Genomic DNA, 16928 nt, shown 5'->3' with positions numbered 1-16928 from the left:
TGGGGATTTTGGAATAGCCCACAAATTTTCCTAGGACGAGAGTCGTTTTATCGAAACTTATCGGCATAATGCTGGTCAACATAAGCTCTTAGTCTTTTCGCCTTCAACTCTAAAGGAAACAAGCATGCATCGTTTCGAATCTCCGACATGGACTCAAATAGCGCGCCCGTTGGCCCTAGTGCTAGCGATCAGCGCCGCGTTTAGTTTGGCTGCGTCAGCGCAGGCGCCAGAGAGTAAAGTCGTCAAGCCAGCGACGCCCCAGTTCCATAATGGCCAAGCCCAAGTCGTGCCTGCATTTCAAGATAAGACGAAGTGGATTAAGCAAGAGTTGTGGGTAGAGACCGAATTTGACAGCGATGCCGATGGCAAACGTGACCGCATGCATGTGGATGTCACACGTCCGTATCAAACCGATACCGAAGGTTTGAAAGTGGCGGTGGTCTATGAATCTTCGCCTTACTTTGCAGGCACCATGAAGAATCAGAAGATGTGGGACGTACAACATGAACTCGGTGCAACGCCTCCACCACGGCCAGTGAACGAACAAGCGGCCTACATTCCTGTGCGCCCTGAAATTGCTAGAACAGAAATCGATACATGGGTGCCACGCGGTTTCGCGGTAGTGCATTCCGAAGCGCCAGGCACAGGTTTATCGGAAGGTTGCCCTACCGTTGGTGGCGCACCTGAAGAATTAGCGCCAAAGGCCGTGATCGATTGGCTCAATGGTCGTGCCAAGGGCTACACCAGCCGTGATGGCAATGAAGAAGTCAAAGCGAGCTGGTCTACCGGCAAAGTCGGCATGACAGGCACTTCTTACAATGGCACGATTCCTCTCGCCGCGGCCACCACCGGTGTAGCAGGTTTAGAGGCGATTATTCCGATTGCGCCGAATACTTCCTACTACCACTACTATCGCAGTAATGGCTTGATTCGCCACCCAGGTGGTTATTTGGGTGAAGATGTCGATCAATTGTATGACTTCATCTATAGCGGCAAACCAGAGAAGCGTGAGTACTGCAATAAAACCATTCGCGACGGCAAAATGATGGCGGGTTTTGATCGCTTGCGCGGTGATTACAATGATTTTTGGGCTGAGCGCGATCTCTTAACCAAAATTAAGGGTGTGAAGGCGGCTACTTTGTTGGCGCATGGCCAACATGACTGGAACGTGATGCCTGAACATTCCATTCGCATCTACGAAGCCTTGAAGAAGCAAGGCACGCCTGCGCAACTGTATTTGCATCATGGCGGCCATGGTGGCCCGCCACCGATGGAGATGCGTAATCGCTGGTTCTCGCATTATTTGTACGGCATCGACAATGGCGTTGAAAACGATGCACGCGCGATGATCATGCGCGAAGGTGCAGAGCGTGGTACGCCGCCAACGCCTTATTTAGATTTCCCGAACCCTGAAGCGAGTGCAGTTCAACTCTTCTTAGGTGCTGGTGGTAATCGTGCGGGTGCGCTCAGCATGGCTAAACCGAGCGCCATGAAGATCGAACGCGTTATCGACGATGTCACTTTTGCTGGCGGTATTTTGGCAAGCGCCGATCAGTCTCCTAATCGTTTGATTTATGCGACTCCCGAGTTGAAAGAAGCCTTACATATGTCGGGTACGCCAGTCATTCAAATTCGACTGGCAGCCAATAAACCAGCGGCAAATTTATCGGTTTGGTTAGTGACCTTGCCATTCGACCAGAAGGCTGTTGGCTCAGCCGGACAAATGGGCGTGGTGTCGCGTGCTTGGGCAGATCCGCAAAACTTTGCCTCGCTCACCCAAGGTGGGAACTATGATTCCAAAGCGGCGGGCGTGCCATTGAAACCAGGTCAGTTTGTTGACCTTCGTTTTGACTTGCAACCGGGCGATCGCATCATCCCAGCGGGTAAACGTTTGGCCTTGATGATTTTTTCGAGCGACCGTGACTTCACTTTATGGCCTAAGGCGGGGACCGAGTTACAAGTCGATTTAGTGAAGAGCTCCTTAAGCTTTCCTGTTGTTGGCGGACAAGCCGCATGGAAGGCGGCTGTGGAATAAGTCTGTGGCTCGCCGTACCCATCTTACCGGTACGGTCAATGATTCCACGACATCAAAAGGCATTACCTCCAGCGGGTAGTGCCTTTTTTCTTGATTGCTGCTCGTAGTATAAAGCTGCATAATAGGCAGCAAGATGTGTCTGCGCGCCTCTCCACATTTGTGAGTGTTGTGCACTAAGTGCATCGAGTTTTGTCCCTATTTTGAATGACTTAGTCCCAGTGCGCTCGTCAAGTTTGGGCTTTACTGTCATTCTTGATGCTCAACCGTCGATCTCTCTATTTCCCATTTACATGTCTTTTGCTGGTGCCAAGTTAAATCGTTCAGACACGGGCGCGTCGTCCGGGGCCCCCTTGGGACTTGTTAAGTCTTTCAAGATCATACTTTCTGTCTGTGCAATCTGGTTCTTATTTGCCACCCTAGCTGCGGTGGCGAATTTCTTTGATCTGCGCGTTTTGGGTGTCAAGGCAACGATCTCTACGCAGATCTATTTGTTTCTGATTTGGCTCTCACCGAAAATGTTGATGAGCTGTTATTTGGCCATTCATTTTGAGAAATATCTGGATGAAGCGCTGCGAGCCCGCGCCATGTTTGCGATCTTTTTCTGGCTGATGTTGGTATTCTTGCCGCTTAATTTCTTGTTTGAAGGTTTTTATATCGTTGCACGACGCGATATGGCGATGATCAGCTGGGGCGCCGTCACTGATGCTATTTCACCGATGTCCTTGTGGCTGAATATGGTGCTGATTAATTTTGCCTACTCAGTGCAATTGGCCTACGCATTTTGGCGTAAAAATCAGCGCCGTTTCGCTGAAGCGCAAGCCGCACGCCAGCATTATTTGCAGCTACGTTTGCAGCAGTTGCAAGGGCAATTAGAGCCCTATTTTCTGTTGAGTTCTTTAGAAGACATCACCGAGCTAGTGACGAAAGCAGATTCACAGTTGGCGACTAAAGCGCTCGCGCGTCTTTCAGAATTACTACGCCATGTGTTGGAAGCGGCGGAGGAAGAATGGCGCAGTGTCGATGATGAGTTGAACGTCTTGCGAGATTACTTGAGTCTGCAGAGTTTGCGATTTGGCGACCATCTCCAAGTGGAGTGGCAGCTTGAGCCGCGTCTATGGTCAGAATATGCGTGCCCACCGATGCTGTTTTTACCTTTGCTTGATGCGACGGTACGCGCCCATGTCAGCACACTATTCCACGAACCACAACGGTTTGTTCTGCGCTGTGAACAGGTGGATCAACAAGTACGCTTTAGTATTCAGGTGTCTACCGAGATAGCCTCGATTCGGGCCAGTGCCAGTGCGTTTGACGAGGTGCAAGAGCGCATACGTCTTACATTCGCCGACGCCGGGCAATGTGATGAACGTGTGATTCTGAATGAACAGGGTCGCCATTTGATGGTGTTTGTTTCCTTCCCAGCACAGGAGCGTGGCGATGAATAGCTGGGAGAAGGATAGCCTGCTGGAAAAGCATATTGTCGAACCAGTCTCATTTTCGGCATTGATGAGCTTTTCGTTCTTGATTTGGATGTTTGTTGCGATCACGCATGCGATAGCGGGCGCACTTGATAGTGGCAGCGTGCATTATGGGCAGCCGCAAGCCATGTTGGCGCTCGAGTACTGTTTAGTGTTTTTGCCCTTGTCGCTCTTAAATTGTTTATTGGCGTGGCTGTTTTGGCGCAAGCTTGAGTTGATGCTACAAGCGAAACTACTCGCGCTGCTGGCCTTGCTTAGTTGTGTTGCCTTCTTACCGATACTCACGGTCAACAAAATTATGATCACTACTTACTTTGATCGTGGTGTGGTAGCCGACCTTTCGCAAGAATGGGATAGGGTTTCACCTTTCATTTTGTGGGTGGACTTTTGCTTAATTTTATTAGCATTTAGTACGCAGGCCAGTTTTGCAGCTTGGCGACGGGCTCGAGCCAAAGAGCAAGAGATCGAATTATCGCGCAGCTTGGGCTTAGAACTTCGGCTGCATTTATTGCAAGGGCAATTGAAGCCTCACTTTTTGTTTAACGCATTGAACAGTATCACTGCCCTAGTACGAGGCGAAGACCGCCATCTTGCTGGCAACGCTTTAAATCAGCTTAATGGTCTTTTGCGCTATGTGGTGAACTCCGGTAAGTACGAGTGGTTGAGTGTTGCAGACGAATTGAAATTCGTACGAGATTATCTCGATATGCAGTCGCTGCGTTTTGGCAAGCGTTTGCACATTGAATGGGAAATTCAAGACCGTGACTGGGAGAAAATTCCCTGCGCTCCGCTGTTGTTTCAGCCGCTGGTTGAGAATGCGATACACCATGGTGTCGAAAACCATCAAGAAAATTGCGTGATACAAATCGATTTGTATGTGCGTCTGGGCTTGGTCCATTTCCGTATAGCGAACCCGCTATTGGCAGGGAGTAAGGCAAAGCATGGTCATGGCTTAGGTTTGAGTAGCACGCGTGAGCGATTAGATATTTTCTTTGGTCGCGAGGCCAGTGTGAATACCCAAAGTTTGCCTGATCGTTTTATGGCGGAAATAATTTTCCCTGACGATTCGCAATAAGCAGAGCGATTGAACCAAGTCAAAATCAAATGAAAAGCAAGTGAAGTTAATGGAGTCACACTGATGTCTGAAAATAAAACCTATAAAGTCTTGATCGTCGACGACGAACTGCCTGCACTCACGAATATGCAATACGTTTTAAGCCAACACCCGCAGTGGCAATTGGTGGCGAGTTGCCATTCCAGCGCGCAAGCACGTGCCATCTTAAATAGCGAGTCCATTGATCTATTGTTGCTCGATATCGAAATGCCAGTGCAGTCTGGCCTCGATTTCGCGCGCGAGTTAAGTCGCACCGCCAATCCGCCTTTGATCGTTTTTATCACCGCCTATAACAAACATGCGGTCAGCGCTTTTGAGGTGTTTGCACTCGATTATCTGTTGAAACCCTATGACGACGAACGCTTTGCTGCGATGCTGGCACGTGCTGAAAATAGTCTGCAAATGAAGCAACAGTTGGCGCAGGGAGGCGCATTGCAAGACTTCTTCCGCGAGCACGATGCCGAACAATCGGGTGCTGAAAAACCGTTGCTAAGCCACGTCGTGGTGCGCTCAATGGGCAGAATTGAACGTATTGAAGTGCATGAAGTGCTTTGGCTGAGCACGGCAGCAAACTACGTCGAAATTCATTTGCATCAGCGTGTGGTCTTGCATAGAACGACTTTGTCTGCCATGGAAGAACGTCTCGATAAACAAGAATTCATTCGCGTACATCGAACAGCAATTGTGCGTATTGGAGCAATACGTAGTTTAGAAATTGGTAGTGATGGTACCTATTTCGCACTTCTATTAAATGGCGATCAGGTTCGCATCAGTGAAAGTTACTTGAAAGCAGTCAAACAGAAATTTTCGCAGTAAGTGATGGAGTGGCAGCATCGTTCGACATCATCTGTAAAACAACAGAAACGCGGATTCATCACAGGTAAATCCGCGTTCATCCCTCGCGATCAGATCTCATCACAAATCTTGCGCACTTGATCCCCGCAATCTAGTTCAAATCAAAACACCCTGTCAAAGTCATCCTCACGGAATCATTTGTTTGCTGAACTCGCCTAAGTCATACACGCATGGCAAGCAACTGCAGTAATTCAAGATTCCGCTTTCTTCACTGCGCTTTTTGCGCACGTGACTGAAGTGAACTGAGGAGAAAATGGGATGTATAAAAAAGCGCGGACTCGGATATTGCCTCGTCAGGCAATGCAATTCCAATCAACAAAACCGTTTGTGGCACAGCGATCAAAGTTAGCTCGTTCCACATTCGTTGCGCCGAATACAGATTCTCTTCGGGAGACCGATGCACAACTGCCGAACAGTCGCTTGTGCAGAAATCTCTTTCATGCAATAGGCAACTAAACTACATAAGGGAAATCATGTTAAATAAGAACAGAGTGTTCAAGAAAAAATTCATCGCCCATGCCTTGGTGCTGGCGTTTGGAGTAGGTGTTGTTGGCCTCGCGACAGTGGAAAATGCGTACGCGCAATCCAATGCGACCGGTACCATTTACGGTAACGTCGGTTCACCAGCAGGCGCGAATGTTCAAATTTTGAATACCGACACCGGCTTGAAACGTAACATCAATTTGGATGCCGCTGGTCGCTACACAGTCACTGCATTGCCTGTGGGTCATTACAAAGTGGAGTTGATGCGCGACGGTAAAGTCGTCGGCACACAAGAGCTCGATATGATTATCGGCCAAGGTGTGGAAGCGTCTTTCGCCGCATCTAGTGTGCAGCAAATTACTGTCTCTGCGACACGTTCTAAGATCGACGTATCGAATACCAATAACGGCGCGATCTTCACAGCGAAAGAATTGGCGAAGTTGCCAATGCAAACAAACTTGACCGCGATTGTATTGTTGGCGCCGAACACGACACGTGGCGATGCCGCTTACGGTAACGTTGCCAGCTTTGGTGGTGGTGGTGTTTCAGAAAATGCCTACTACATCAACGGTTTGCCAGTAACGAATCCTTTGTCACAAATTGGTTCGACGCAATTACCTTGGGGCGCAATCTCTCAAACTTCAGTGATCACCGGTGGTTTTGGTGCTGAGTTTGGTCGCTCGATCGGTGGCGTCTTGAATATCACGACCAAGAGCGGTACCAATAACTGGGAGACAGGTGCTTCCTATAGCATTACGCCAAATAGTTTGCGTTCTAAGCCACGTAACATCTACTTCCCTCAGACAGGTAGTGATGATCATTTGGATGGCACTTTGCACTTCAGAAATGACGTGAGCTACAACAAGGTCACGCAATACGGTGGTTACGTTGGTGGGCCATTGGTGCAAGACAAATTGTTTATGTTTGCTGCAGTTGAAAAAAATCTGACCGACGGTGGCGTTGTCAATGATTTGACCAGCAATACCTTGGCGCGTGATGGTTGGCTAAGTACGCGTACGGAAACCACACGTTATCTTGCTAAGTTTGATTGGAATATCTCCGACGATCATCGTCTTGAGTGGACATCCATTGGCGACAACACGACCGCGAGAAATGGTCGCTACGGCTACGATGTGGCAACGGGTGCGCACAATGCGGTCAAGTATTCGGAAACGAATTCTAAGAATTTCGGTTCTACCGGTGCGGACTCCAACGCCTTGAAATACACGGGCCAATTAACAGATGCCTTGACCTTGACAGCTTTAGTTGGGCAACTGAAAGCGAAGCGCGGCGTCAGCTATTTTGATGGTGATCCGAACGGCACGGTGCATTCCGTAGTCTCTTCTGCGCGTACACGTGTTCCTGAAATTGATCCGGCTAATTACGTTAATAAAGTGAAGTACGGCGGCAATTTGACGCGTCCTGGTGACGATGATGTAAAGTCTTATCGTCTAGATTTGGAATACAAATGGAACGAACATACTTTCCGTGCGGGTATCGATCGCGTTGACCTCGCTTCATCTAACGTTGGTGTGCAGACATCCGGTGGTGGTACATGGACTTACAACCGCGTACCTATCGGCAGTGAAAACGTACCGACTAACTTGTCGATCAGCCGCCCTGCGATTGTTGCGAACTATGGTGGCTACGGCACACGTGGTTACTACGTGACGGAAAGTATCTTTTCAAGCTTGACGCAAGCGGGTTCACAACAAACAGCGCAGTACTTTGAAGACCGCTATCAAGCCACGAAGAATCTCTTGATCGTCGCTGGTTTGCGCAGCGATCAATATAGCAATACCAATGGCGATGGTGAAAAATTCGTCGATATGAAAAATCAATTAGCACCACGTTTGTCTGCTTCATGGGATGTGAACGGTGACTCGACGATGAAGGTGTTTGGTAGCGCGGGTCGTTACTTCCTGCAAATGCCAACGCGAGTATCCGCACGTGCGGCAAGTCGTTCTACTTTAACGCGCCAAGACTTCACCTATACCGGTGTGGATAGCAATGGTCAGCCATTGGGCTTACGTGCGATTAATGCGGTCGGTACTCCAGACGGTGAAATCGGACAAGCGAAAGACCCACGTTCCGTTGTCGCAAAAGGTTTGAAACCTAACTACCAAGACGAATTTACGCTTGGTTTAGAGCGCGCAATGAGCCGTGAACTCAATGTGGGTGCGAAATTCACCTACCGTAACTTAGGTGCTGGTATCGACGATAACTGTGATACACGTGTGATCGCCGCTTATTCCAAGAAAGTCGGCTTGAAACAAGAAGGTAATCCGACCGGTTACTTGAACTGTTTCATCTTCAACCCAGGTAGCGATGCCACGATTTGGGTAGAAAGCCATAATGCGCAAGGTCTAGCGACAGGTAATGGTCGTTATGTGACTTTCACTGCGAAGGAAATGGACTTCCCGAAAGCAGAACGTAAATACGCAGCGATCGATCTCTTTGCTGAACATCCACTCACCAACGGTTGGTACGGCAAGCTGAACTACACATGGTCACGTAGCTCGGGCAATATGGAAGGTCAAACCAATTCCGATACCGGTCAACAAGACGTTTCAACGACAGCGAACTGGGACTTCCCTGAGTTCATGGCGTTCACACGTGGTGTCTTGCCGAACGATCGTACGCACGCCATCAAAGCATTCGGCTTCTACGAATTTAACAAGGAATGGTCACTCGGCGGCAACTTGCTGGTTCAATCGGGTCGTCCAAAAACTTGCCAAGGTACAGATCTTGACGCAGAAGCTGGTTTGAAAAACGTGAATGGTCCAGAGTGGGGAACGGGCGGTTACGGTGCCGTGTATTTCTGGTGTAACGGTAAGCCTGCACCGCGTGGCAGCTTAGGTCGCATGCCAACTGAATCTCGTTTGGACTTGAGCTTGACGTATAAACCTGCGTCATTGAAAGGCATTGTGATTGGTTTCGACGTATTCAATGTCTTCAATCAGCAAATGGCATTAACACGCCAAGAGACTTACGATGGTGGCGACGGTGCTATAGTTTCAAACTACGGCGAAGTACGTCAATATGCACCAGCTCGTACGATGAAGTTACGTGTGGAGTACAACCACAAGTTCTAAGTAAAATCCTCACACCTTATCGTGTGAGAACACTGTAAAGAGTTTGATCACTCGCAGTATCCAAAGGGAGTATTTTGAGGTGGCCTCGGCCACCTCTTTTTTTTAAAGATGCTAGCGACAAAAATGGACGCCGATGCCTTATAGAGAGAAATGGGTGTTGAGATCAGTATCTTGAATGTGTGAAGGAAAGTGGCCGATGGCAAGCATCAATACTTTGTGTGGCTTAGGGCCCAAATCGAGCGCCATGTTGGCAGCGCTAGGCATACACACGGCAGAACAATTCTTGGCGATCGACCCCTATCAACTCTATGCCCAACTTAAACAAGCAGACTCGCGTGTGAGTTTGAATATGTTGTACGCCATTTTGGGCGCGCATGAGCAATGCCATTGGCAAGAAATTAAGCAGCAGCGTCGTACCGAAATCCTCCTCAAGCTCGAAGAAATGGGCCTGGCGCCTAAACGCTAATTTTGTGCAGTGCACACCAAAACAAGCCTCGCTGTTCACCCCGACCGCCGCACACAAAACCCAGGCTTTGCGCCATCACAAAAGTGAGTTGATATATCGACTGGTGTTAGCCCGCTTGCGATTACACTCTCGAACATCTTAAGAAGTGGTATTTCTACCCTCATTCCTTGTATGGTTTTGGTCGTGGAAGTTTGTCTTTCCCTAGGGAATAGTGGATACTTGCACTACTACAACGAAAATAGAGAAATAGCATTTCTTAAACTTTAGAATTTGCGTCTTTTCTTCTGTCGGCAGCTAGACCTTAGAAAACCGTCCGCGATCAAATCCCTGTTGATGGCGGAATATGGAGGGCGCAAAACCTGAAATAAACCAAGCTAAGGATCCCAAGCATGACCTCATCCCACTTTGCCGAATTAATGGCATATGCCCAAGAACATTCCAGCGCTACCAGCAAACGTCAAGGCGGCTTTATTGCAGCTTACTTTGAAAACACCGACCCTGACGAGATCACGGCGCGCGGTGCGGCGAATTTGTTTGCTTTAGCCAATGCGCATTGGCGTTTATTAGATTCCCAACGCGCACCAAAAACGCCGAAGATTCGCGTATTTAACCCGAGCTTGGCTGAAGATGGCTTTGTCAGCGAACACACGGTCGTGCAAATCGTCAATGACAACATGCCTTTCTTGGTCGATTCCGTCACCATGGCGATCAACAAAACTGGCCGTACGGCGCACTGGATCGTTCATCCTTTGATGAGCGTGGCGCGTAATGCCGATGGCACCGTCGATAACGCCAGCACCGTAGCCGCTGCAACAGCCGCAGGCCGCAATGACCCAGTTGAATCTTTAATCTTGGTCGAATGTGATCGCATCGTCAGCGCCGCTGATCAACAAGCTTTGATCGAAGAATTACAACGCGTATTAGCTGATGTACGCGCCGCCGTTGAGGATTGGCAGGCTATGTTAAGCCGCGTGAAGTCCTTGACTGCCGCTTCAGAAAAATTCGCAAAGTCACAAGAAAGCCATGGCGAAGGCATCGCCTTCTTGAAGTGGTTAGAAGACCGTCACTTCACCTTCTTGGGTGCACGTGATTACGAACTCAAACGCAATGGCAATCAAGTGAGCTTGGTGGCCTTGCCAGATTCTGGCCTCGGTATTTTGCGCGGCAAAGTACAAACGAACGAAACCATGTTGCCACCTGAAGTTGTGGCCTTGATCGATTCTGAACAAACGGTATTGGTCACCAAAGCCATGACGCGCGCCACCGTGCATCGCCCAGCCTGGCTTGATTACATCGCCGTGAAACGTTTTAACGATGCCGGTGAAGTCGTCGGTGAATCCCGCTTCTTAGGTCTGTACACCTCAACCGCTTATTCCGCTGCAGTCAGCGAAATCCCACAAGTGCGCCAACGTACGGCAGCGGTGATGAACGCGGCGGGCGTGGTACCAGAAAGCCATGCAGCAAAAGCGCTGCAATCCATCTTGGATGACTATCCACGTGACGAACTCTTGCAAGTCGATACCGCTACTTTGACTGATCACGCGATTGGTATTTTGCGCTTGCAAGAACGTCAGCGTGTACGTTTGTTCTTGCGTCGCGATCCGTTTGGTCGTTTCACTTCTGCGCAGGTCTTTGTGCCACGTGATCGTTACAACACCGAATTGCGCGTCAAGATCAGTAGCGAATTGATGGCGGCTTTAGACGGCCAATCGATCGAATTCACACCGATGTTGACCGACAGCCCACTCGCTCGTATTCACTACTTGGTGCGCGCTAAGGCCGATGCTCCAATGAGCACCAATGTGAACGTCAGCGCACTCGAAGCCCGCATTGCTAAATTAGCGCAACGTTGGGAAGATGATTGCAGCACCGAGCTCTTGCGCACGCATGGTGAAGGCCGTGGCCTTGATTTGGCGACGCGCTTTGCCAATGCTTTCCCGAATGTGTATCGCGAAGACTTCTCACCACAAGCCGGTGCAGAAGATGCCGATATCCTCGCGGGTTTGTCCGACGCTTCGCCATTGGCGGTGAAGTTGTATCGCCCACTCGACGCCAGTGCAGGCTTGTTGCGCTTTAAGATTTACAACCTCTCTAAAGTGGCCTTGTCTGATTCCTTGCCGGTGTTGGAACACATGGGCGCACGTGTTCTTGACGAACATCCCTACCGCGTAGCGATTGGTGACACGGCTTTGTGGATTCATGATCTCGGTTTGCAATTGCCAGCAGAAACCGATCTCGCCGCGGTCAAAGTACGCTTCGAAGATTTGTTCAAAATGGCATGGCGCGGCGAAGTTGAAAGCGATGATTTGAACCGCTTGGTCTTGAACACCGCACTCGACGCACGTTCCATCGTAGTCTTGCGTGCTTGCTCACGCTACTTCAAACAGCTTGGTTTTGCTTACAGCCAAACTTACATTGAAGCGGCATTGAACAAAAATAATGGCATCACGCAATTGATCGCAGAATTGTTTGGCGCACGTTTCAAGCCAGACTTCGTTGGTGACCGCGATGCAGCTCAAAAACACATCCGCGAACAACTCGAAGCGGCGATGAGCCAAGTAGCAAGTTTGGATGAAGACCGCATCTTGCGCCAATTCATCGCCACTATCGTAGCCACACTGCGTACTAACCTGTGGCAAACCGATGCCAACGGCAACTTCAAACCGTATATGAGTTTTAAACTCAATCCGCGTGAAGTGCCAGGCGTGCCAGAACCAAAACCGCTGTTTGAAATCTGGGTCTACTCACCACGTGTCGAAGGTGTGCATTTGCGCGGCGGTAAAGTCGCTCGCGGTGGTTTGCGTTGGTCTGATCGTCGTGAAGACTTCCGTACTGAAATTCTCGGTTTGGTCAAAGCGCAGCAAGTTAAAAACACCGTCATCGTGCCAGTGGGCTCTAAAGGCGGTTTCGTCTTGAAGAATGCGCCACCGATGACAGATCGTGAAGCCTATCAAGCTGAAGGCGTGGCATGCTACAAGATCTTCTTGTCTGGCTTGCTGGACGTCACGGACAACATCGTCAAAGGTGCAGTAGTACCACCAACCAAAGTGGTGCGTCATGATCCAGATGATCCTTATTTGGTGGTGGCTGCAGACAAAGGTACAGCAACCTTCTCTGATATCGCTAACGGCGTCTCAGCCGATTACGGCTTCTGGCTCGGCGATGCGTTTGCATCGGGTGGCTCAGTTGGTTACGACCACAAGAAAATGGGTATCACGGCACGCGGTGCATGGGAATCGGTTAAACGTCATTTCCGTTCATTCGGTCACAATACGCAAACCACACCTTTCACCGTAGCCGGTATCGGCGATATGTCGGGCGACGTGTTTGGTAACGGTATGCTCTTGTCTGAGCAAATCAAATTGGTGGCCGCGTTTGACCATCGTCATATTTTCATCGACCCATCACCGGACGTCGCGAAGTCTTACGCAGAACGCCAACGCTTGTTCAACTTGCCGCGCTCTAGCTGGGATGATTACGATAAGAGCTTGATCTCCAAAGGCGGTGGCGTCTACCCACGTACAGCGAAGTCGATTTCATTAAGCCCAGAAGCACGTGCAGTATTGGGCATTGAAACCGCGGACTTAACGCCAGTCGAATTACTCAAAGTGATTTTGCAAGCGCCAGTTGACCTCTTGTACAACGGTGGTATCGGCACTTACGTCAAAGCCACGTATGAAACGCATGCGCAAGTCGGCGATAAGGCGGGCGATGCATTCCGCGTTAACGGTAACGAGCTGCGCTGCAAAGTCTTGGCAGAAGGCGGTAACTTAGGTTGCACACAAAACGGCCGTATCGAGTTCGCACAAAAAGGTGGCCGCATCTACACCGACGCGATTGATAACTCCGCCGGTGTCGATTGCTCAGATCACGAAGTCAATATCAAGATCTTGGTGGGCGCGATTACGGAAGCCGGTGACCTCACGCTCAAACAACGTAATGACTTGTTGGCCTCGATGACAGATGAAGTCGGCCACTTAGTTTTGACTGACAACTACTATCAATCACAAGCACTCGACATCGCTTGCCACCGTCCGCTATATGTACTCGACGGCCAGCAACGTTTGATGCAATCCTTAGAGCGCCAAAGCCGCTTGAACCGTGCGATTGAGTTCTTACCATCCGACGAAGAAATCGCCCGCCGCAAAGCGCATAAGCAAGGCCTCACCGCACCAGAAAACGCAGTGGTCTTGGCCTACGCGAAGATGGCGGTGTTTGATGAATTGGTGGCGTCTAACTTACCAGACGACCCGTTCTTTAGCCGTGCACTGAAAGCCTACTTCCCGAAAGTGTTGTCAGAGAAGTTCCCAGAAGCGATTTCTAACCACCAATTGAAGCGCGAAATCATCGCTACCTTCATTACCAACACCGTGGTCAATCGCACTGGCGCTACCTTCGTCAACTTCATCGCGACGGAGGCTGCCGCATCAGCCGCCGATGTGATTCGCGCCTTCACTTTGGCACGCGAAATTTTTGACTTAGAAGCGCTGTGGGATCAAATCGATGCGCTTGATTACAAAGTCGACGCCAAGTTGCAGTTAGACTTGTTAACCAAGCTCACCGCCATCGCCCAACGTGCCTCACGCTGGATGCTGCGCGCCCGCACAGCGAATGCAGACTTGCCAACGCTGATCCAACGCTACCAACCAAGCGCACGTGAACTGCGCGCCAACTTGGCAGCATGGTTACCAGCAGCGGCCTACGCCAGCTTGCAAGAAGCCAGCAAAGCTTTGAGCGACGCAGGGGTAGAAGCAGGCTTAGCTGAAAACTTAGCCGCCTTGGAATTCATCTTCCCAGCCTTAGATTTGGTCGACCTCGCCCAAAGCACAGGCAGCGATTTGGAAACCACAGCCCGCGCCTACTTCGGCGTAGACGCAGAACTCAGCCTCACCGGCTGGCGCGATCAAATCAATCGCCTGCCAACCGACACGCTATGGCAAACACAAGCCCGCGGCAGCGCCCGCGACGACGTCTACTCCATCGCCAGCCAAGTCACGCGCAGCCTGCTATCACGCAAAGAAGCACTCGCCACATGGCGCGCACAACATGAGCAAGCGATCTTTAAGCTGAATCAATTGTTGACGACGATTACGACGCAAGGAGCGGATTTGGCGCCTGTGTCTGTGGCGCTTAGGGAGTTGCGTAGTTTGGCTTGATGGTTTTGAAATGTAGGTAAAAGAAATGGGCGCAGATTTGCGCCCATTTCTTTATCGACTTTCAGGAGCAAGATGCATTAATTTTAGAACTGACTCCGGTTTCGTAGATTCAACTGGCGTTCATTTTGATTTCTGGAGTGAATTTGAAATGAGTATTCAGTTTGTCATGATGTACTTCCTTTTCAGGTTTTGACATTATTAAATGTCTACTGAATTAGGGGAAGTCGAGTGCGGCTCCTTCAACTTCTTGTGAAAAAAGCTTGATTGACAGGTCTAAATTAAGACTTTAAACTGACTTCAATCAATCCGCGCCAGTGAGGTATGCCATGCGACTATCCGAACAAGTAAAACCGATTAGCTATTTTAAAGACAATGCAGCAAAGGCCATTTCAGAGATGACTGAAACACGCGAGCCGCTCATCATTACCCAAAATGGCGAAGCAACCTGCGTCATTCAAGACATCAAAAGTTATGAAGAGTCAAAAAATACGATGGCCTTGCTCAAGCTTTTGGCGCTTGGTCGTGGGCAAATTGAGAAAGGAAAATTTAAGCCAGCGCGTGAGGTTTTTAAACGTATGGATAAGGAAATTCTGAAGTGAGCTACACCGTGTATATGCTGGATGATGCGGAGCGGGATGTGCGGGACATCCACTCATACATCAAGCACCATTTTTCAGAGAAGCTTGCCAATGAACTCTACATTGAAATCAAAACAAAGATTCTGATGTTAGAGGAAAACCCACTCCTAGGCACCCCGATGCCAGAGCTTGTAGAACTAGGCATGCTGAACTGGCGGCAAATGGTAGTGCTCAAAAAGAATAAGGTGGTATACGAAATCGACAAGCATCGCCAACACATCTACGTGTACCTCATCTGCACCGAGCGCCAAGATTTCGAGGCGTTTCTACAAAAGCGATTGTTTCGAGGGTAATCGCTGACTTTCGACTTTTAACTGATTGGTTTGGTGTGCGTTTGGTGTGGGTGTCCACTCCAATGCACCTAGTTTGAAAAGCAATAGAATGAAATATCTGATGGCTCACTTTGCATTCCACTACACTTTGCGTACTTTCCGATTACGTACTCTCGTCTTTCTGTTCGTTTTTTCTTTTGCCTCGATTGCTCCAGAATCGATAGGTGCAGAATATCGCAATGAATTTTTCGAGCCACGAAATCATATAGGACTGGTGCAATTCCCGCCCGCGAATGGCGATGCACATGCAACAGTCCAAGACAATACGGTTATGCGAACTACTTCAAAAGTAGTGGGTAATTTGGTTGAGTCATCATTTGTCATTGACGACGAGAGGTTTATCGTAAAGAGACTCGCTGAGTTGCCGTCACGAGATGTGCAACTTCAATATCCGATCATGGTTAGACTAGGTCTGATATTTGATTCTGAAGGATCTCATCGTTTGCCTAATTCTGAGGAAGCACAACGGATATCTCGCTACGAGGATGCTCTGATCGAAGGGGCGCAAATAGAGGACTGTCTTTACGTCGGGGCTATCACTTCAGATGGGTTTCACCAATTTTTGTTTTACTGCAAAAGGCTAAATTCAGAAATCAAACTTTCTGATCATCTGCCGGCACTGCGTTCTGCTTCTGGTAGCTTTGGCGTTTGGGAGGTCAGTGAAGAAGTCGACGAATCTTGGTCATATGCCGCGAAAATTCAGATTAAGTAGCTCCATTTCTTTTATGAGATGGGTGTCCATTGATGTTTTTTAATTTATAAATGAAATAATTATGAAAAAGTGTCTTTCAATGACCATTATCTTTTTCCTAGCGATTTCGTTTGAAATAAATGCGACAGCTCCGCCATTTAAAGGTGGTTCTTTGTACATACAAAGTATGGATTCGGAAAGCAAAGATTGTAACTTTCGAAAAGACTCTCATTTTCCGACAAGGGTCCGTCAATATTTTTATGATGGTAAGGCGATGCGGCAAATTAAACTAGATAATGAACAGGTACAAATTAGCGAAATTAGTTTAAAGCGAATATTTTGGGAGGGCTACATAACCTCACAGGAAGTAGCAATAGCGATGCAGGATCAAGAGTATCCATGCGCGTTTCATCTTAGTTTTAACCCGAGTTTGCCCTCTCAGCATAATAAGGAGTTGCGACGAATCCAACTCAATATTGGAAAGATAAAGAATGAGCGCGGCGTTTGGTATTGGGCACCGATTAAAAAGTCGTCCGACACCCATAAAACCGAAGAATCCAAGCAAACCATTGGGCGCCCATCCTAAAT

At 49.0% G+C, this 16928-nt stretch carries 11 protein-coding genes; all 11 read left to right on the top strand.

Annotated elements, in window-relative coordinates:
- The first annotated feature begins 124 nt into the window (after positions 1-124).
- Entirely contained in the window at positions 125-2035 is a 1911-nt protein-coding gene (locus H8K36_RS11035; protein ID WP_186916430.1) for a Xaa-Pro dipeptidyl-peptidase, read from the top strand.
- A gap of 200 nt (positions 2036-2235) precedes the next feature.
- Positions 2236-3477 carry a histidine kinase gene (locus tag H8K36_RS11030; protein ID WP_186916431.1) on the top strand — a complete coding sequence of 414 codons (1242 nt, stop codon included), beginning with the start codon at positions 2236-2238 and terminating at the stop codon, positions 3475-3477.
- Positions 3470-4585: a sensor histidine kinase gene (locus H8K36_RS11025; RefSeq protein ID WP_186916432.1), complete on the top strand. Its 1116-nt coding sequence runs from the start codon at positions 3470-3472 to the stop codon at positions 4583-4585. Before H8K36_RS11030 ends, H8K36_RS11025 begins: the two co-directional genes overlap by 8 nt.
- Before the next feature lie 63 nt (positions 4586-4648).
- The gene (locus H8K36_RS11020) at positions 4649-5440 is read left to right on the top strand and encodes a LytR/AlgR family response regulator transcription factor (protein WP_186916433.1); all 792 of its coding nucleotides are present in this window, start codon (positions 4649-4651) and stop codon (positions 5438-5440) included.
- A 512-nt stretch (positions 5441-5952) separates the two neighbouring features.
- Positions 5953-9057, top strand: coding sequence for a TonB-dependent receptor (locus H8K36_RS11015; protein ID WP_186916434.1), 3105 nt, complete (start codon positions 5953-5955; stop codon positions 9055-9057).
- A 196-nt stretch (positions 9058-9253) separates the two neighbouring features.
- Positions 9254-9523 (top strand): TfoX/Sxy family DNA transformation protein, encoded by a 270-nt coding sequence (locus H8K36_RS11010; RefSeq protein WP_186916435.1) that lies wholly within the window; start codon positions 9254-9256, stop codon positions 9521-9523.
- Between the two features lie 389 nt (positions 9524-9912).
- A complete protein-coding gene (locus tag H8K36_RS11005; protein ID WP_186916436.1) occupies positions 9913-14679 on the top strand; it encodes an NAD-glutamate dehydrogenase in 4767 nt (1588 codons plus the stop codon).
- A gap of 326 nt (positions 14680-15005) precedes the next feature.
- Entirely contained in the window at positions 15006-15278 is a 273-nt protein-coding gene (locus H8K36_RS11000) for a type II toxin-antitoxin system Phd/YefM family antitoxin (RefSeq protein WP_186916437.1), read from the top strand.
- Positions 15275-15610: a type II toxin-antitoxin system RelE/ParE family toxin gene (locus H8K36_RS10995; RefSeq protein WP_186916438.1), complete on the top strand. Its 336-nt coding sequence runs from the start codon at positions 15275-15277 to the stop codon at positions 15608-15610. The genes H8K36_RS11000 and H8K36_RS10995 overlap by 4 nt, the downstream gene beginning before the upstream one ends.
- A 100-nt stretch (positions 15611-15710) precedes the next feature.
- Positions 15711-16361, top strand: a complete 651-nt coding sequence (locus H8K36_RS10990) for a DUF695 domain-containing protein (protein WP_186916439.1) — start codon at positions 15711-15713, stop codon at positions 16359-16361.
- 61 nt (positions 16362-16422) lie between these two features.
- Positions 16423-16926, top strand: coding sequence for a hypothetical protein (locus tag H8K36_RS10985; protein WP_186916440.1), 504 nt, complete (start codon positions 16423-16425; stop codon positions 16924-16926).
- Positions 16927-16928 lie beyond the last annotated feature (2 nt).

Origin of the sequence: Affinundibacterium nitidum (assembly GCF_014284155.1) — a bacterium.
Classification (GTDB): Bacteria; Pseudomonadota; Gammaproteobacteria; order Burkholderiales; family Burkholderiaceae_D; genus Undibacterium; species Undibacterium nitidum.
The sequence above is the reverse complement of the archived record's forward strand: the minus strand, read 5'-3'. Positions and strand labels throughout refer to the sequence as shown.

Excerpts from the sequence above, each read along its gene's own strand:
- H8K36_RS11035 (WP_186916430.1), top strand. The coding sequence starts at position 125 with ATGCATCGTTTCGAATCTCCGACATGGACTCAAATAGCGCGCCCGTTG.
- H8K36_RS11025 (WP_186916432.1), top strand. The coding sequence starts at position 3,470 with ATGAATAGCTGGGAGAAGGATAGCCTGCTGGAAAAGCATATTGTCGAA.
- H8K36_RS11020 (WP_186916433.1), top strand. The coding sequence starts at position 4,649 with ATGTCTGAAAATAAAACCTATAAAGTCTTGATCGTCGACGACGAACTG.
- H8K36_RS11015 (WP_186916434.1), top strand. The coding sequence starts at position 5,953 with ATGTTAAATAAGAACAGAGTGTTCAAGAAAAAATTCATCGCCCATGCC.
- H8K36_RS11010 (WP_186916435.1), top strand. The coding sequence starts at position 9,254 with ATGGCAAGCATCAATACTTTGTGTGGCTTAGGGCCCAAATCGAGCGCC.
- H8K36_RS11005 (WP_186916436.1), top strand. The coding sequence starts at position 9,913 with ATGACCTCATCCCACTTTGCCGAATTAATGGCATATGCCCAAGAACAT.
- H8K36_RS11000 (WP_186916437.1), top strand. The coding sequence starts at position 15,006 with ATGCGACTATCCGAACAAGTAAAACCGATTAGCTATTTTAAAGACAAT.
- H8K36_RS10990 (WP_186916439.1), top strand. The coding sequence starts at position 15,711 with ATGGCTCACTTTGCATTCCACTACACTTTGCGTACTTTCCGATTACGT.
- H8K36_RS10985 (WP_186916440.1), top strand. The coding sequence starts at position 16,423 with ATGAAAAAGTGTCTTTCAATGACCATTATCTTTTTCCTAGCGATTTCG.